We start from the raw sequence: 15641 nt of genomic DNA, 5'->3' as shown, positions 1-15641 counted from the left end.
TCCGTATATAAATTCCGAGTATCGTATAGACTTGCCGCTTTCCGCAGTCCGTCAGTCCCGTCACCCCAGGAGCCCGGCATGGCCTTCAACCTCCGGAACAGGCACTTCCTCAAGGAGCTCGACTTCACGCCCCAGGAGTTCCGCTTCCTGGTGGACCTCGCCGCCACGCTCAAGGCGGCGAAGTACGCGGGCACCGAGCAGCCCCGGCTGCGCGGCAAGAACATCGCGCTGATCTTCGAGAAGACCTCCACCCGCACCCGCTGCGCCTTCGAGGTCGCCGCCCACGACCAGGGCGCCACCACCACCTACCTGGACCCGGCGGGCTCGCAGATCGGCCACAAGGAGTCCGTCAAGGACACCGCCCGGGTGCTCGGCCGGATGTTCGACGGCATCGAGTACCGCGGCCACGGCCAGGAGATCGTCGAGGAGCTGGCCGAGTTCGCCGGCGTCCCGGTCTGGAACGGCCTGACCGACGAGTGGCACCCCACCCAGATGCTGGCCGACGTGCTCACCGTCACCGAGCACACCGCCAAGCCGCTGCCGGAGGTCGCGCTCGCCTACCTCGGCGACGCCCGCTCCAACATGGGCAACTCGCTGCTGATCACCGGCGCCCTGCTCGGCATGGACATCCGGATCGTCGCCCCGCGCGCGCTCTGGCCGACCGAGGAGGTGCAGGAGTCGGCGAAGGCCCTGGCCGGGACGACCGGCGCCCGGATCACCCTGACCGAGGACGTGGCCGAGGGCGTGGCCGGCGCCGACTTCCTCTACACCGACGTCTGGGTCTCGATGGGCGAGCCCAAGGAGGTCTGGGCCGAGCGGATCGAGCTGCTCAAGCCGTACCAGGTCTCCATGGACACCGTCCGGGCCACCGGCAACCCGGACGTGAAGTTCCTGCACTGCCTGCCGGCCTTCCACGACCTCGGCACGGCGGTCGGGCGGCAGATGCACGAGGCGACCGGCATGACCGAGCTGGAGTGCACCGACGAGCTGTTCGAGTCGGCCCACTCCATCGTGTTCGACCAGGCCGAGAACCGGCTGCACACCATCAAGGCGGTGCTGGTCGCCACCCTCGGCTCCTGAGGTACCGGCTCCTGAGGCGCCGGCTCCTGAGCGCCCGCCCCGGCGGCCGCGCGGCTCAGCCGTCCAGCCTGACGCAGGCCGCCCGGTCGCCCGCCGCGTGCGGGCCGGCCGGGGTGCCCGCGTGCAGCACCAGCGAGCGCGCCTCGCCCGGTCGCGGCTGCCAGCCCACCACGGTGGTGGCGCTGCCCCGGCCCCGCCCGTCGGTGCGCAGCGCCAGCCGCAGCTCGTTGCGCTCGTTGGCGTACGCCGGGTCGGTGGACGGCTGCACCGGGTCGACCTCGTCCTGGTAGTGCGGCCCGGAGGAGGCCGGGTCGGCCCCGCAGCGACCGGTGTGCAGGTGTGCGGGGAACTCGTGGCCGGGGGCGAGTCCGGAGGCCTTCAGGGTGAGCACCGTCCGCCCGGGTACCGAGCGGTCGGTGACGATCCGGACGTGGGCGCCGTACGGCACCAGGTCGCTCGCGTAGCTGATCGCCGCCGGGGGGACGAAGGCGGTGGCCGGGTCGAAGTCGGCCTCGACGACCGAGACCGGTGAGGCGGCGGGGGCGAGCAGGGCCAGCGGCAGCAGGGCGGCGGCGAGCGGAGCGGTCATCGGTCGGGCCTTCCGGGGGCGGGGCGACGGGTCCCCCTGCTAACGGCGCCCCGGCCCGGAGGACACCGCTCCGGCCCGGAGGACACCGCTCCGGGCTCCCGGGGCCTCGGTGCGTCAGGCGGACGGCCCGCGCCGGACCCAGACCGGACCCCGCACCGGACCCCGCGCCAGACCCCGCACCGGACCCCGACCGGACCCCGTGCGGGCGAGCCGCCACACCCGCCCGGGCCCGGGCGCGGGGGTGAACCGGGTCCGGACGCGAACCGGGCGCGAACAGAGGGGAAAGAGTGTGGACGGCCCCGCCGGCCGACGCCGCCCCCTCGCCGACCGGCGGTTCCGGTGGTGAGCTAGTGGTGGTGCCGCTGACGGCGGCCGCCGTCGTGGCCGGTGCGGTCCGGCCGAAGGGGCCGGAGCGCGAGCGGTGCGGCCCGGACGATCGGTGTGCCGAGGCATGCACTATGGTTTATCTCGACATCGAGATAACTGCCGCCTAGGATATATCTCGACATCAAGATACTTGCCGAGAGGCGCTCGCCGGCGATGCGGGCAAGGCAAGCCTAAGTAAGGCTGACCTTACCACCGCGTGACGGCCGGATACCGCACGAAGCACCCAGAAGGAGTCAGTCGTGTCCGCGAACAGCTTCGACGCCCGCAGCTCGCTGCAGGTGGGCGACGAGTCGTACGAGATCTTCAAGCTCTCCGCCGTCGAGGGTTCCGCTCGGCTGCCGTACAGCCTCAAGGTGCTGCTGGAGAACCTGCTCCGCACGGAGGACGGCGCGAACATCACCGCCGACCACATCCGCGCCCTCGGCAACTGGGACGAGAACGCCCAGCCGAGCCAGGAGATCCAGTTCACCCCGGCCCGCGTGATCATGCAGGACTTCACCGGTGTGCCGTGCGTGGTCGACCTCGCCACCATGCGTGAGGCCGTCAAGGAGCTGGGCGGCGACCCGGCCAAGATCAACCCGCTGGCCCCGGCCGAGCTGGTCATCGACCACTCGGTCATCGCCGACAAGTTCGGCACCAAGGACGCGTTCACCCAGAACGTCGAGATCGAGTACGGCCGCAACAAGGAGCGCTACCAGTTCCTGCGCTGGGGCCAGACCGCCTTCGACGAGTTCAAGGTCGTCCCGCCGGGCACCGGCATCGTCCACCAGGTGAACATCGAGCACCTGGCCCGCACCGTCATGGTCCGCGGCGGCCAGGCCTACCCGGACACCTGCGTCGGCACCGACTCGCACACCACCATGGTCAACGGCCTGGGCGTGCTGGGCTGGGGCGTCGGCGGCATCGAGGCCGAGGCCGCGATGCTCGGCCAGCCGGTCTCCATGCTGATCCCGCGCGTCGTCGGCTTCAAGCTGACCGGCGAGCTGCCGGCCGGCACCACCGCCACCGACCTGGTGCTCACCATCACCGAGATGCTGCGCAAGCACGGTGTGGTCGGCAAGTTCGTCGAGTTCTACGGCGACGGCATCGGCTCCATCCCGCTGGCCAACCGCGCCACCATCGGCAACATGTCGCCGGAGTTCGGCTCGACCTGCGCGATCTTCCCGATCGACGCCGAGACCATCAACTACCTGAAGCTCACCGGCCGCGACGAGCAGCAGCTCGCCCTGGTCGAGGCGTACGCCAAGGAGCAGGGTCTCTGGCACAACCCGTCGCACGAGCCGGTCTACTCCGAGTACCTCGAGCTGGACGTCTCCACCGTCGTCCCGTCGATCTCCGGCCCGAAGCGCCCGCAGGACCGCGTGATCCTGGCCGAGGCCGCCGAGCGGTTCGCCGAGGCGCTGCCGACCTACTCCGCCGAGGCCTCGAAGCCGACCGCCGTCACCGCCCCCGACGGCTCGTCCTACGAGATCGACAACGGCGCGGTCGTGATCGCCTCGATCACCTCCTGCACCAACACCTCCAACCCCTCCGTCATGCTGGGCGCCGCCCTGCTGGCGAAGAAGGCCGTGGAGAAGGGCCTGCACGTCAAGCCCTGGGTCAAGACCACCCTGGCGCCGGGCTCCAAGGTCGTCATGGACTACTACGAGAAGGCCGGCCTGCTCCCGTACATGGAGAAGCTGGGCTTCAACCTGGTCGGCTACGGCTGCGTCACCTGCATCGGCAACTCGGGCCCGCTGCCCGAGGAGGTCTCGGCCGCCGTCAACGAGGCCGACCTCGCGGTCGTCTCGGTGCTGTCCGGCAACCGCAACTTCGAGGGCCGGATCAACCCGGACGTCAAGATGAACTACCTGGCCTCCCCGCCGCTGGTGGTCGCCTACGCCCTCGCCGGCAACATGAACATCGACATCACCCGGGACGCCCTGGGCCAGGACGCCGACGGCAACGACGTGTTCCTCGCCGACATCTGGCCGTCGGAGCAGGAGGTCGCCGACACCGTCGCCGGCTCCATCGACGAGGCCATGTTCGACAAGGGCTACCAGGACGTCTTCGCCGGCGACCACCGCTGGCAGTCGCTCCCGGTCCCGACCGGCAACACCTTCGAGTGGGACGCCGAGTCCACCTACGTCCGCAAGCCCCCGTACTTCGAGGGCATGGCCAAGACCCCGAGCCCGGTGACCGACATCGCCGGCGCCCGCGTCCTGGCCAAGCTGGGCGACTCGGTCACCACCGACCACATCTCCCCGGCCGGCAACATCAAGCCGGGCACCCCGGCGGCGCAGTACCTGACCGCCAACGGTGTCGAGAAGCGCGACTTCAACTCCTACGGTTCCCGTCGTGGCAACCACGAGGTGATGATCCGCGGCACCTTCGCCAACATCCGCCTGCGCAACCAGATCGCGCCGGGCACCGAGGGCGGCTACACCCGCGACTTCACCCAGGCCGACGCGCCGGTGTCGTTCATCTACGACGCCTCGCAGAACTACCAGGCCGCCGGCGTCCCGCTGGTCGTCCTGGCCGGCAAGGAGTACGGCTCCGGCTCGTCCCGCGACTGGGCCGCCAAGGGCACCGCGCTGCTGGGCGTCAAGGCCGTCATCGCCGAGTCGTACGAGCGCATCCACCGCTCGAACCTGATCGGCATGGGCGTCCTGCCGTTGCAGTTCCCGGAGGGCGAGAACGCCGAGTCCCTCGGCCTGACCGGCGAGGAGACCTTCTCCTTCACCGGCGTGACCGAGCTCAACGAGGGCCGCACCCCGAAGACCGTCAAGGTCAAGGCCGGTGACAAGGAGTTCGACGCGGTCGTCCGCATCGACACCCCCGGTGAGGCGGACTACTACCGCAACGGCGGCATCCTGCAGTACGTGCTGCGCTCGCTGATCGGCTGAGCATGAGCCTCTGAGGAGGCCGGACCGCATCCCGCGGTCCGGCCTTCTCTTTTTGCGACGGCTTCTCGCACCAGCTTTTTGCATACTGCGCCGGTTGCGGTCGCCCCCTTGTGCGGTGAACGGCGGATGGACTAAACCTCTGTGCCATCTGGTCCAGACCATTTGACGCCGCTTCAGAGAACAGGTCCGGTATGCCCACTCGCGCCTCAGCCCTGCTCGCCGCCGCCACCGTCGCCGCGCTGCTCGCCGCCCCCGCCACCGCCAACGCCGCCGACGGACGGCACGGCCCGAAGCTGAAGGGCCAACGGGTCGGCTACTTCACCCAGTGGGGCGCCGACAGCTCCGCGAAGAGGGTCCAGGAGTCCGGCCAGGCGGCCAGGCTCACCGTCATCAACTACGCCTTCGGCAACGTCTCCGCCGAGGGCACCTGCTTCGAGAGCAACGAGGCCGGCCAGGGCGACGCCCGCAACGACTACCAGCGCTCCTTCTCCGCCGCCGAGTCGGTGGACGGCGTGGCCGACGCCCCGGGCCAGAAGCTGAAGGGCCACCTCAACCAGCTGCGCAAGCTCAAGGCGAAGAACCCCCAGCTGCGCACGGTCATCTCGCTGGGCGGCTGGTCCTGGTCCAAGTACTTCTCCGACGCGGCCGCCACCGACGAGGCCCGCAAGAAGTTCGTCTCCTCCTGCATCGACCTCTACGTCAAGGGCGACCTGCCGGTCCTGGCGGACTCCCCGGAGGGCGGCAAGGGCGCCGCCGCGGGCGTCTTCGACGGCATCGACATCGACTGGGAGTACCCGGGCGGCGGCGGGGACGCGGGCAACGTGGTCCGCCCCGAGGACGGGCACAACTTCACGCTGCTGATGCAGGAGTTCCGCGACCAGCTGGACGCGCTGAGCGGCCGGAAGGGCAAGAAGTACCTGCTGACCGCCGCCGTGGCCGCCAACGAGACGGTCGCCGACCGGCTCGAACTGCCGCAGCTGAGCGAGTCGGTGGACTGGCTGAACCTGATGACCTACGACCTGCACGGCCCGTGGGAGGGCAAGGGGCCGGCCAACCACCAGGCCCCGCTGTACTCCGACCCGGCCGACCCGGACCCGCGCCGGCGCAGTGCCGACCAGGCCGCCGACCACTACCAGGAGCGCGGCCTGCCCGCCGAGCAGCTGGTCCTCGGCGCCCCGCTGTACGGCCACGGCTGGACCGGCGTCGCCCCCGGCAAGCGCGGCGGCCTCTTCCAGAGCGCCACCGCGTCCGCGCCCGACCACTCGTACCAGGAGATCAACGCGCTGCCGGGCAAGGTCTACCTGGACCGCGACCACGGCGCGTCCTGGAAGTACGACGGCACCACGTTCTACAGCTACGACACCGCCGAGGTGCTCACCCAGAAGGCGCGGTACACGCGCTGGAACGACCTGGCCGGGGTGATGGTCTGGTCGCTGGACGGCGACGACGCCCGGGGCAGCGCGATCGCCGCGCTGGACCGCGGCCTGAGCCGCGACTGACCGCTCCCCCCGCCCCGTACCCAGGGCCCGCCGCGGACGCCCCCGCGGCGGGCCCTGCTACGCCGTGGGGCCGGTCGGCCCGGCCGGCTGCTCGTGCGGGCCCCGGGGCTGCCGGGCGGGCGGCGGGGAGCCGTCCAGGATGCCGCTCTGCGCCGTCAGGTAGGCGAGCTGGGCCCGGCTGTTGCTGCCGAGGATCTCCGACACCCGCTTGAGGTGGCTCGCCACGGTCCGTGAGCTGATGCCGAGCCGGCTGGCGATCGCGGCGTCCGTGTAGCCGTCCACCATGAGCTGGAGCACCCGCAGCCGGGTCTCGTCGGTGAGCAGCGGCGGGCGCTGCTGGTCGCTCTCGTAGACGACCGGCGCGGCCCGCTCCCAGGCGTGCTCGAAGACCGAGGCCAGGAAGTGCACCACGCCGGGGTCGGTGACCTTGAGCGCGTGGTTGTGGTGCTCGAGCTCCTTGTCGGGGATGAACGCCACCGAGCGGTCGCAGATGATGAGCCGGTCGAAGACCTCGTCGACGGTCCGCACCTCGATGCCGGCCTCGGTGACGGCCTTGATGTAGTCCAGCGTCGGGTAGTGCGCCCGGACGGAGTGCTGGTAGAGCGTGCGCTGGCGGACGCCCCGCTTCTGCGCGTCCAGGGCGAGGACCAGCGATCTGGCGAGGACGTCGGTCGGCCGGCTGCCGCCCGGGTGCGCGGTGAGCAGCTCCCGCTCGGTCGCCTGGGTCGTCTCGGCCACCGCGGCGGCGATGACCGCCGCGCCGCTGAGCCGCTGGACGTTGTCCCGGCCCTCCCGGCGCAGCGTCCGGTAGACGCTCTCGACCTGGGACATGGCGGTCCGGATCGCGGCCACCTGCTGCTGCTGTTCGAGGATCTGCTGCTCCATCGGGTGCAGCAGCGCCGTGGTCGCGACCTCGGGCGGGACCGGCACCAGGACCGAGGGGTCGCCCAGCGCCGCCGTCAGCAGCCCCAGCTCGGTCAGGCAGGCGGGCGGCTCCGCCGTCGGGGCCCTCCCCAGCAGGACGGCCTTGCGGTAGAACGTGATCCCCTCGTCACAGGGCCCGGGGTGGGCCTCCGGGCCACTGACGTCCGATATGTCGCACATGTGCCACCCCCTTCGGAATCTTGCAGTGCACGATCCTGAGCCATCGGATCTCTTCTGGCAAGGACCCATTCCCAGGCATTCTCTCTGTGTGCGGGGAAACCCCCCAGCACGAACGGATAGGTCTATCTAGGGGTGGAAATGAAGATCATGCGGTTCCCGGGTCGAATCCTCGCGTCCTTCGTTATGGCCGCCGTCGCGGTGATCGTCGTTTCCGCCGCGCCGGACGCCCCCAGCAGCGCCCCCACCGCTGCCGCCAGCGACGTGGCGCTCCTGCCGGGCGACCCCGGCTGGGCCTGATCGGCCGGGTGGGAATCCGCCACCCCTGGACAGTAGCGCCGATCCGCCGACCTGCGGGAGTGCTGCGAATCACGTTTCGCGGATATCGGCGCGCCGACATTCAGAAGGAGAGAGAAATGACCGCTGCGATTGCCGTACCGAAATGCCTGGTGTGCGACACCGACTTCGAGGTCGACGAGGCCTGGGAGCGGGGCGAGGTGACCGAGTGCGCGGCCTGCGGCCAGGAGCACGAGGTCGTCGAGAAGTCCGAGGCCGGCGTCCGCCTCGACCTGGCCCCCGAGGTGGAAGAGGACTGGGGCGAGTGACCTCCTCCGGCCGCGTCCTGCTGTCGGCCACCATGCTGCGCCCCGAGGAGAAACTCCTCCTCGGGGCGTTGCGCGGGGAGGGTCTGACAGCGACTCCACTGCTCATGGAGGATCTGGCCGACGTGGTGGCGGGTCGTACCGACCCGCCGGCCCTGGCCCTGATCCGCAACCTCTCGCACCGGGACGCGATCAGCGTCTCGTGCCGCCTGGAACACGCCGGGATCACCACCCTCAACCGGGCGTCGACCATCGAGACCTGCAACGACAAGGGCCTGCAGGCCCTGCTCTTCGCCCGGCACGGCATCCCCCACCCGCACACCCGGCACGCCTTCAGCTACGACCAGGTGCGCGCGATCGTCGCCGAGCTGGGCATGCCGGCGGTGGTCAAGCCGGTCAGCGGCTCCTGGGGGCGCGGTGTCACCAAGCTCGCGGACGCCGCGTGCCTGGAGGCCTGGGCCGCCGGGCGCGAGTCCGTCGACGCCGCGGGGAAGCTCTTCCCCGTCATCGTGCAGGAGTACATCGACAAGCCCGGCCACGACCTGCGCGTGGTCGTCGTCGGGACCACCCCGGTCGTGGCGATCCAACGGGTCTCGGACGACTGGCGCACCAACACCCACCTCGGCGCCGAGGTGCGGCGCGTCGACATCACCCCGGAGATGGAGAAGCTCTGCGTCCAGATCGTCGACGTGCTCGGCCCCGGCTTCTACGGGGTCGACCTGGTGGAGGACCGGACCACCGGTGACCTGCTCGTCCTGGAAGTGAACGCCAACCCCGAATTCGCCCGCTCCTCCGCCCTGCACGGAGTGAACGTCGCCGGCCACCTCGCCTCCTACGTGGCGGGGCAGCTGACGGCCGCGGCCGTGTGACCCGGAGAGGAACCATGGAACTGTTCGACACCGCGACGGTGCTCGCCCGCGTGCTCACCTCGGGCGTGGTCATGAGCATCGAGAAGAGCGACCGTGAACTGCCCGCCCTGGAGCGGCTGCTGACCAAGCGGACCGGCCGGGCCAAGGCCGTCCTGCTGAACAGCCGGACCGGGGCCCTGCACGCGGCCCTGGCCGGCCAGGGCATCGGCCACGGCGACACCGTCGCCCTGGCCGGGCCGGACGAGGCCACCACGGCCTTCCTGGCCTGGCTCGGCGTCACCGTCGAGGGGCAGGCCCCGGCCGCCTTCGACCTCGTCTCGCTGACCCCCGAGAACGCCGGCCGGCTGGACGAGCTGACCGCCGAAGCCACCGCCCCCGCGCTGGTGGTGGACCTGAGCGGGCTCGGCTTCGGCCCGGCCGCCGCCGTGCTCACCGACGACGAGCGGCTCTGGGCCCGGGCCGAGCGGCTGAAGATCTTCGGCGCCTACGACCTGCGCACCATGTGGACCCAGCAGGAGGCCGACGAGGACCTGGTGCCGGGGGTGCAGTTCAACTACCGGCTGAGCCCCCTGGTGGCCGGTTGCGTACGGATGGCCCTGACCCACGCGGCTCGCCCCGCCGCCGCAAGCTCCGGAGCACGCTGATGATCACCGACTTCCCGAACTCGCCCCTGCCCCTGCCCACCGAAGCCGACCTCGCCGACGAGCTCGCCGCCCTCGGCGGCGGCGCGATGATCCCCAAGGCCCAGCGCCGCACGCTCTTCCCGATCATCACCAAGGAAGACGTCTTCAACCTGATGCTCGCCCAGCGGCAGTCGCCCGACAAGGTCGTGGCCGACTTCGCCGAGGCGTACCGCGCCTACGTCGGCGCCGAGTACGCCCTGCCCACCGCCAGCGGCACCTCCAGCCTGCACATGGCCCTGGTCGGCGCCGGCGTGCAGCCCGGTGACGAGGTGATCGTCCCGGCGTTCACCTTCATCGCCACCGCGCAGGCCGTGGTCGCCGCCCACGCGATCCCGGTGTTCGTCGACATCGACCCGGACACCTACTGCATGGACCCGCGGGCCGCGGCCGCCGCGATCACCCCCCGGACCAGGGCGCTCATGCCGGTGCACGTCCACGGCCTGCCCGCCGACGTGCCGGCCCTGCGCGCCCTGGCCGACCAGCACGGCATCGCCCTCGTCGAGGACGCCTCGCACGCCCACTCCGCGAAGATCGGCGACCGGGTGGCCGGCTCCTTCGGCGACGCCGCCGGCCAGAGCCTGATGGCCGACAAGAACTTCCCGCTCGGCGGCGAGGGCGGCATCGCCTTCTACGCCACCGAGGAGGCGTACGGCCGGGCGGTCGCCTACCTGGAGCGCCACGCCATCGACTACGGGATGTCCTGGGTGGCCGCCGCCTTCGGCACCAGCCAGCTGGCCCGGCTGCCGTACTACGACGAGATCCGGGCCCGCAACGCCGCCCTGCTCGGCGAGGCCCTGGCGGGGACCGGCCTGTTCACGCCGCCGCACGTCCCGGACGGGCACGTGCACGCGTACAACATGTACCGGACCACCCTGCACCCGGAGGCCGTCGGCCTGGAGGACCTGCCGGTGCACGCCGTCAAGGAGGCGGTGCACGAGCTGCTGGTCGCCGAGGGCGTGCCGGCCCGCGAGTGGCAGAACACCCCGATCCCGTGCCACCTGCCGTTCCGGCACCGCGACGGCTTCGGCAACGGCTACCCGTTCTCGCTCAACCCGGACGCCGTGCGCGACCACCGCCCGGAGGACTTCCCGGTCACCCTGGGCATGCTCGACAGCACCCTGGTGCTCTGCCGCGAGCTGCGCTCCCCGGTCGAGTACGAGCGGATCCTGCGCTACGCGGACGCCTTCCGGAAGGTCGCCCGGCGCCCGGACGCCATCCGCAAGCTCGTCGAGAGCGGCGACCACCGCCGTCCGTGGGAGAAGGCGGCCCGCCTTGGCTGACCAGAAGATCCGCGTCGCCGTCATCGGCGCGAGCGGCTACACCGGTGGCGAGGTCATCCGGCTGCTGCTCGAACACCCCGGGGTGGAGCTCGCGTTCCTCTCCGCGGAGCGCAACGCCGGTGCCACGGTGGGCAGCGTCCACCCGTGGCTGCGCAACCACCCCAGGGCCGGCTCGCTGACGCTCCGGCCGCTGGCGCAGCTCGCCGAGGCCGGCCCCGTCGACGTCGCCTTCGGCTGCCTGCCGACCGGCACCCTGCCGGAGCAGCTGCCGCTGATCGCCGACAACGCCAAGCGGGTGCTCAACCTGGGCGGCGACTTCCGGCTCCGCGACGGCGACGACGTCCGCACCCACTACCCGAGGACGGCCGCGAACCCGCCGAGCGAGGATTTCGCCTACTACATACCGGAGTTGAGCCCCGAGGTCCCGCAGGAGCGGTTCATCAGCCTGCCCGGCTGCATGGCCGTCACCACCATCTACGCGCTCTACCCGATGTTCGCCGCCTCGCTCGCGACCGACCGGGTCGTGGTCGACGCCAAGACCGGCTCCACCGGGAGCGGTCGCGGCGGCGGCGAGCCGCACGCCGAGCGCAGCGGCAACATCCGGGTGCACAAGCTGCACGGGCACCGGCACGCCCCGGAGGTCCAGCAGGCGATCGCCGACCTGACCGGCGCCGCCGTGGACCTGCGGTTCTCCACCCACAGCCTGGACGTGTCGCGCGGCATCATGGTCACCGCGTACACCGAACTGCGGGACGGCGTCACGGCGTTGGACGTCAAGCGGGCCTACGCCAAGGCGTACCTCGGCAAGCCCTTCGTCCGGGTCCGGCCGGCCCCCAAGGCGGCGCAGGACTTCCCGATGCTCAAGGCGGTCGTCGGCTCGAACGTCGCCGAGGTGGCGGTCGCGGTGCGCGGCGACCAGTGCGTCGCGGTGGCGGCCCTGGACAACCTGATCAAGGGCGCGGCCGGCCAGGCGATCCAGGCGATGAACCTGATCTCCGGCCTGGACGAGACGACCGGACTGCCCACCACGGCGGTGTCGCCGTGAGCCGTCCGCTGTACGTGATCAAGGTCGGCAGCGCCACGCTCGACCACGGCACGATCCACAAGGAGCTGGCCGACCTGGTGGCCCGGGGCGCCCGGGTGCTCCTGGTCGCCGGCGGTGCCACCGGCATCGAGGCCCACTACCGCGCGATCGCCCGCCCGATGCCGCAGCTGCGGCTCGCCAACGGCGACGAGGTGCGCTACTGCCCGCCCGAGGAGATGACCCACCTGGTCGACGCCTACGAGCGGGTCACCCTGCCCGCCGTGGAGCGGGAGGCCCGGGCCCTCGGGCTCGGCGTCTTCACCGCCGTCGCGGCGCGCGGCGCCCTGGTGACCGGCCGGGCCAACCGCCCGCTCAAGGCGCTGTCCGCCGAGGGCCGGCCGATCGTGGTCCGCGACCACCGGGCCGGCGTGCCCGCCCAGGTGGACACCGCCCGGCTGAACGCCCTGCTCGACACGTACGACCTGGTCTGCCTGTCCGCGCCGGTCGCCGACCCGGACGGCGGCGCCCCGCTCAACGTGGACGCCGACGTGCTCGCGGCGGTCCTCGCCAACGCGCTGGACGCCGACCACCTGCGGCTGGTCACCGGCACCGCCGGACTGCTGACGGACAAGGACGACCCGCGCTCCACGCTGGCCGACGCCTACCCGGGCGACGGAGCGCGGTACGCCGCGGGGCGCATGCGGCAGAAGGTCCGCGCGGCCGAGATCGCCCTGGAGGGCAGCGCCGACGTGGCCATCACCGGGCCGCACACCATGTCCGAGCCGGCCAACTGGACCAGGTTCTGGCGGGTGCGCGAGCCCTCCGCCGACCTGAGCCTGCTGACCCGGGTGGTCTCGGTGCCCTCGGTCTCCGGTGACGAGGCCGAACTCGCCACCCTGCTGGCCGAGTGGTGCCGCGAGCGCGGCATGGACGCCGCCGTCGACGAGGCGGGCAACCTCGTCGCCAGCCGCGGCATCGGGCCCCGCCGGCTGCTCCTCCTCGGCCACCTCGACACCGTGCCGCACCGCTGGCCGGCCGAGTGGCGCGAGGGCGAACTGTGGGGCCGCGGCAGCGTGGACGCCAAGGGCTGCCTCGCCAACTTCCTGGAGGTGCTCGCGCACGCGGACATCCCGGAGGACGGCCAGCTGTGCGTGGTCGGCGCGGTCGAGGAGGAGATCTCCTCCTCCAAGGGCGCGTTCCACGTCCGCGACCACTACCCGGCCGACGCGGTCGTCATCGGCGAGCCCAGCGGCTCGGAGAAGCTGACGCTCGGCTACTTCGGGCTCTTCAAGCTCAAGGTGACCGCCTCGGTGTCCAGCGGCCACTCGGCCGGACAGGACGCGGTCTCCGCCCCCGACCTGCTGATCGAGGCGCTCGGCGGCATCCGGACGGCCGTGCTGGCCCACGCGACCGACGCGCTGAGCGCGGTCATCGAGATCAGCAGCCGGACCGGGCGCGAGCACCACCACGCCACCGGGATCCTCAACTTCCGGGTGCCGCCCACGGCCGACCTCGACGCGCTGCGCTCGGCCGCGCTCGACCAGGTCCGGCCCGGGGTGGAGATCGAGGTGCTGCGGGCCACCCCCGGGTACGTCGGAGGCCGCTCCAGCTCCCTGGTCAAGGTCTTCAGCCGGGCCTTCGCGGACACCGGCATCCGGCCCCGCTTCGTCGTGAAGAAGGGCACCTCGGACATGAACACCCTGGCCACCACCTGGCGGGACGTGCCGATGGTCGCGTACGGCCCCGGCGACTCCTCGCTGGACCACACCGACGAGGAGCGGATCGGCGCCATGGAGTACCGCACCGCCCGCTCGCTGCTCGCGGACGCCGTCAACCGGTGGTTCGCCCTGCCCGAGGGGAGCCGTCGATGAGCACCCTGCTCGCCCCGCCGCAGACCGGGGACGACCTGCTGGCCACCCTGGCCGACCGGGCCGTACGGGCCCGCCGGCTGGTGGTCGACATGGCCGCCGGGCCGCGCGGCTGCCACCTCGGCGGCAGCCTGTCCGTCCTGGACATCCTGATCGCCGCGCTGCACCGGGCCTCGGCCGGGGACGGCACGGAGGTCGTGCTCAGCAAGGGCCACGCCGCCGCCGGGCTCTACGCGGCCCTGCACGTCAGCGGCGTCCTCCCGGAGGACCCGACACCGCGCTACGGTCTGGCGGGCGAGCCGTTCACCGGCCACCCGGGCCCCAAGGTCCCGGGCGTGCGCTTCCCCACCGGGAGCCTCGGCCACGGCGTCCCGTACGCCGCCGGCTGGGCGATGGCCCGCCGGATCGGCGGCCGGAGCGGACTCGGCATCGCCGTCGCCGGCGACGGCGAGCTCCAGGAGGGCCTGGTCTGGGAGACCTGCCAGGTCGCCGTGGCCCAGGAGCTGGGCAACTTCGTGCTGGTGGTCGACCGCAACGGCGGCCAGAACGACGGCATGGTGGCCGACATCTCGCCGCTGCCCCGGCTCGCCGAGCGGTTCGCCGCCTTCGGGTTCGAGGTCGCCGAGACCGACGGGCACGACCTGGCGGCGCTCACCGGGCTGCTCGCCGGGGACCGGGCCGGGGCCCGCAGGCCGCTGGCCGTCATCGCGAACACCGTCAAGGGGAAGGGCGTGCCCGCCGTGGAGGGCAAGGCCGGCTCCCACTACGTGACCATCGACGCCACGCGCGCCGCCAAGTGGAAGCGAGCGATCCGATGACCCTCTCGGGCCGTGACGCCTACCGCGACGAGCTGACCGGGCTCGCCGCCGAGGACGACACCATCCTCTGCCTGGAGGCGGACCTCGGCGGCAAGGGCCACCCGTTCCAGGCGGCCCACCCCGACCGCTTCTTCAACCTCGGCATCGCCGAGGGCGCCATGGTCGACATGGCGGCGGGCCTCGCCGCGGGCGGGTACAAGCCCTTCGTCAGCACCTTCGCGCCCTTCGCGGCGCTGCGCGCGGCGGAGAGCCTCAAGCTGACGCTGGGCTACCTGAACGCCGGGGTCACCGTGGTGGCGCCGTACGCGGGCGTCTCCGGCGCCTGGTTCGGCACCACCCACCACTGCCTGGAGGACCTCGCCGTCCTGCGCAGCATCCCGGGCGTGGTCATCGCCGCCCCCTACGGAGAGGCGGAGATGCGCGCGGTGGTCCGCGAGGCCGTGCGCTCCGGCCGGCCGCACTACATCCGCACCGGGCGCAACGCCCAGTACCGCTCGCTCGACCGGGAGGGCGAGCGGGCGCCGCTGGTCACCTGGGAGTCCCGGGCCGAGCCGGGCGAGGTCTGCCTGGTGTCGGTCGGCGAGGAGGGCACCCGCCTGGCGCTGGCCGCGCGGGAGGCCCGCCCCGGCACCGGCCACGCCCACCTGGTCTACCTGGACCACCCGAACCTGGCCCGCGCCGCGGCCGAACTCTCCCGCCACCACCGGCGGTTCGTCGTGGTCGAGGAGCACCGCGCCCAGGGCGGGGCGGCCGAGGCCCTCGCGCTGCTGATGCCCGGGTGCGAGGTCACCGCGGCGAGCGCGGACCTGACCTGGCCGTCCACCGGCGGCGACCACGAGGAGGTCATGGCCGCGGTCGGGCTCACGCTGCCCGCCGTGCTCGCCGCGGTGGCCCGGGCCGGCGGCGCCGGCCGGCTGCCGGCCGCCGCCGGAGCCTGCGTCCGCTGAGCCGCCGGG

The 15641-nt window shown here is 72.3% G+C and carries 14 protein-coding genes; 12 read left to right on the top strand and 2 right to left on the bottom strand.

Annotated features, from left to right (window positions below; genetic code table 11):
- Positions 1–78: 78 nt before the first annotated feature.
- Positions 79–1080, top strand: a complete 1002-nt coding sequence (gene argF, locus ACFVU7_RS03905) for an ornithine carbamoyltransferase (protein WP_049648979.1) — start codon at positions 79–81, stop codon at positions 1078–1080.
- 55 nt (positions 1081–1135) lie between these two features.
- On the opposite strand, the gene ACFVU7_RS03900 is transcribed toward argF, so the two are convergent.
- Positions 1136–1669, bottom strand: a complete 534-nt coding sequence (locus ACFVU7_RS03900) for a superoxide dismutase family protein (protein WP_388044123.1) — start codon at positions 1667–1669, stop codon at positions 1136–1138.
- Positions 1670–2295: 626 nt separating this feature from the next.
- Between ACFVU7_RS03900 and acnA the strand changes: the two genes are divergently transcribed.
- Together acnA and ACFVU7_RS03890 are read left to right on the top strand one after the other, a co-directional pair.
- Positions 2296–4941 (top strand): aconitate hydratase AcnA, encoded by a 2646-nt coding sequence (gene acnA / locus ACFVU7_RS03895; RefSeq protein WP_049648977.1) that lies wholly within the window; start codon positions 2296–2298, stop codon positions 4939–4941.
- A 191-nt stretch (positions 4942–5132) separates the two neighbouring features.
- Positions 5133–6440 carry a glycoside hydrolase family 18 protein gene (locus tag ACFVU7_RS03890; RefSeq protein ID WP_074000673.1) on the top strand — a complete coding sequence of 436 codons (1308 nt, stop codon included), beginning with the start codon at positions 5133–5135 and terminating at the stop codon, positions 6438–6440.
- A gap of 57 nt (positions 6441–6497) precedes the next feature.
- Here ACFVU7_RS03890 and ACFVU7_RS03885 read toward each other — a convergent pair whose 3' ends face one another.
- Complete coding sequence (locus ACFVU7_RS03885; protein WP_074000674.1) at positions 6498–7544, bottom strand: LuxR C-terminal-related transcriptional regulator; 1047 nt, start codon at positions 7542–7544, stop codon at positions 6498–6500.
- A 138-nt stretch (positions 7545–7682) separates the two neighbouring features.
- On the opposite strand from ACFVU7_RS03885, the gene ACFVU7_RS03880 reads away from it, so the two are divergent.
- From ACFVU7_RS03880 to ACFVU7_RS03840, 9 genes are all read left to right on the top strand, one after another.
- Positions 7683–7841 carry a hypothetical protein gene (locus ACFVU7_RS03880; RefSeq protein WP_158077651.1) on the top strand — a complete coding sequence of 53 codons (159 nt, stop codon included), beginning with the start codon at positions 7683–7685 and terminating at the stop codon, positions 7839–7841.
- A gap of 116 nt (positions 7842–7957) precedes the next feature.
- The gene (locus ACFVU7_RS03875; RefSeq protein ID WP_049648974.1) at positions 7958–8146 is read left to right on the top strand and encodes a lysine biosynthesis protein LysW; all 189 of its coding nucleotides are present in this window, start codon (positions 7958–7960) and stop codon (positions 8144–8146) included.
- The gene (locus ACFVU7_RS03870; protein WP_049648973.1) at positions 8143–9012 is read left to right on the top strand and encodes a RimK family alpha-L-glutamate ligase; all 870 of its coding nucleotides are present in this window, start codon (positions 8143–8145) and stop codon (positions 9010–9012) included. The genes ACFVU7_RS03875 and ACFVU7_RS03870 overlap by 4 nt, the downstream gene beginning before the upstream one ends.
- A gap of 14 nt (positions 9013–9026) precedes the next feature.
- Positions 9027–9656, top strand: coding sequence for a DegT/DnrJ/EryC1/StrS family aminotransferase (locus tag ACFVU7_RS03865; protein WP_049648972.1), 630 nt, complete (start codon positions 9027–9029; stop codon positions 9654–9656).
- On the top strand, positions 9656–10975 hold the full coding sequence (locus tag ACFVU7_RS03860) for a DegT/DnrJ/EryC1/StrS family aminotransferase (protein ID WP_074000675.1): 1320 nt from the start codon (positions 9656–9658) through the stop codon (positions 10973–10975). Before ACFVU7_RS03865 ends, ACFVU7_RS03860 begins: the two co-directional genes overlap by 1 nt.
- Positions 10968–12020 (top strand): N-acetyl-gamma-glutamyl-phosphate reductase, encoded by a 1053-nt coding sequence (argC, locus tag ACFVU7_RS03855; RefSeq protein ID WP_074000676.1) that lies wholly within the window; start codon positions 10968–10970, stop codon positions 12018–12020. Before ACFVU7_RS03860 ends, argC begins: the two co-directional genes overlap by 8 nt.
- Positions 12017–13870 carry a M20/M25/M40 family metallo-hydrolase gene (locus ACFVU7_RS03850; RefSeq protein WP_049648969.1) on the top strand — a complete coding sequence of 618 codons (1854 nt, stop codon included), beginning with the start codon at positions 12017–12019 and terminating at the stop codon, positions 13868–13870. Before argC ends, ACFVU7_RS03850 begins: the two co-directional genes overlap by 4 nt.
- The gene (locus ACFVU7_RS03845; protein ID WP_049648968.1) at positions 13867–14685 is read left to right on the top strand and encodes a transketolase; all 819 of its coding nucleotides are present in this window, start codon (positions 13867–13869) and stop codon (positions 14683–14685) included. Before ACFVU7_RS03850 ends, ACFVU7_RS03845 begins: the two co-directional genes overlap by 4 nt.
- Complete coding sequence (locus ACFVU7_RS03840; protein WP_117487770.1) at positions 14682–15632, top strand: transketolase family protein; 951 nt, start codon at positions 14682–14684, stop codon at positions 15630–15632. The genes ACFVU7_RS03845 and ACFVU7_RS03840 overlap by 4 nt, the downstream gene beginning before the upstream one ends.
- The last annotated feature ends 9 nt before the right edge of the window (positions 15633–15641 follow it).

This window comes from Kitasatospora sp. NPDC058046, assembly GCF_042885595.1.
Taxonomy (GTDB): Bacteria; Actinomycetota; Actinomycetes; order Streptomycetales; family Streptomycetaceae; genus Kitasatospora.
The sequence above is the reverse complement of the archived record's forward strand: the minus strand, read 5'-3'. Positions and strand labels throughout refer to the sequence as shown.

What these genes read in the sequence shown, in the direction of transcription:
- ACFVU7_RS03840 (WP_117487770.1), top strand. Translation starts at nt 14,682, where the DNA reads ATGACCCTCTCGGGCCGTGACGCCTACCGCGACGAGCTGACCGGGCTC.
- ACFVU7_RS03860 (WP_074000675.1), top strand. Translation starts at nt 9,656, where the DNA reads ATGATCACCGACTTCCCGAACTCGCCCCTGCCCCTGCCCACCGAAGCC.
- ACFVU7_RS03900 (WP_388044123.1), bottom strand. Translation starts at nt 1,669, where the DNA reads ATGACCGCTCCGCTCGCCGCCGCCCTGCTGCCGCTGGCCCTGCTCGCC.
- argF (WP_049648979.1), top strand. Translation starts at nt 79, where the DNA reads ATGGCCTTCAACCTCCGGAACAGGCACTTCCTCAAGGAGCTCGACTTC.
- ACFVU7_RS03875 (WP_049648974.1), top strand. Translation starts at nt 7,958, where the DNA reads ATGACCGCTGCGATTGCCGTACCGAAATGCCTGGTGTGCGACACCGAC.
- ACFVU7_RS03865 (WP_049648972.1), top strand. Translation starts at nt 9,027, where the DNA reads ATGGAACTGTTCGACACCGCGACGGTGCTCGCCCGCGTGCTCACCTCG.
- ACFVU7_RS03885 (WP_074000674.1), bottom strand. Translation starts at nt 7,544, where the DNA reads ATGTGCGACATATCGGACGTCAGTGGCCCGGAGGCCCACCCCGGGCCC.
- ACFVU7_RS03890 (WP_074000673.1), top strand. Translation starts at nt 5,133, where the DNA reads ATGCCCACTCGCGCCTCAGCCCTGCTCGCCGCCGCCACCGTCGCCGCG.
- ACFVU7_RS03845 (WP_049648968.1), top strand. Translation starts at nt 13,867, where the DNA reads ATGAGCACCCTGCTCGCCCCGCCGCAGACCGGGGACGACCTGCTGGCC.
- ACFVU7_RS03880 (WP_158077651.1), top strand. Translation starts at nt 7,683, where the DNA reads ATGAAGATCATGCGGTTCCCGGGTCGAATCCTCGCGTCCTTCGTTATG.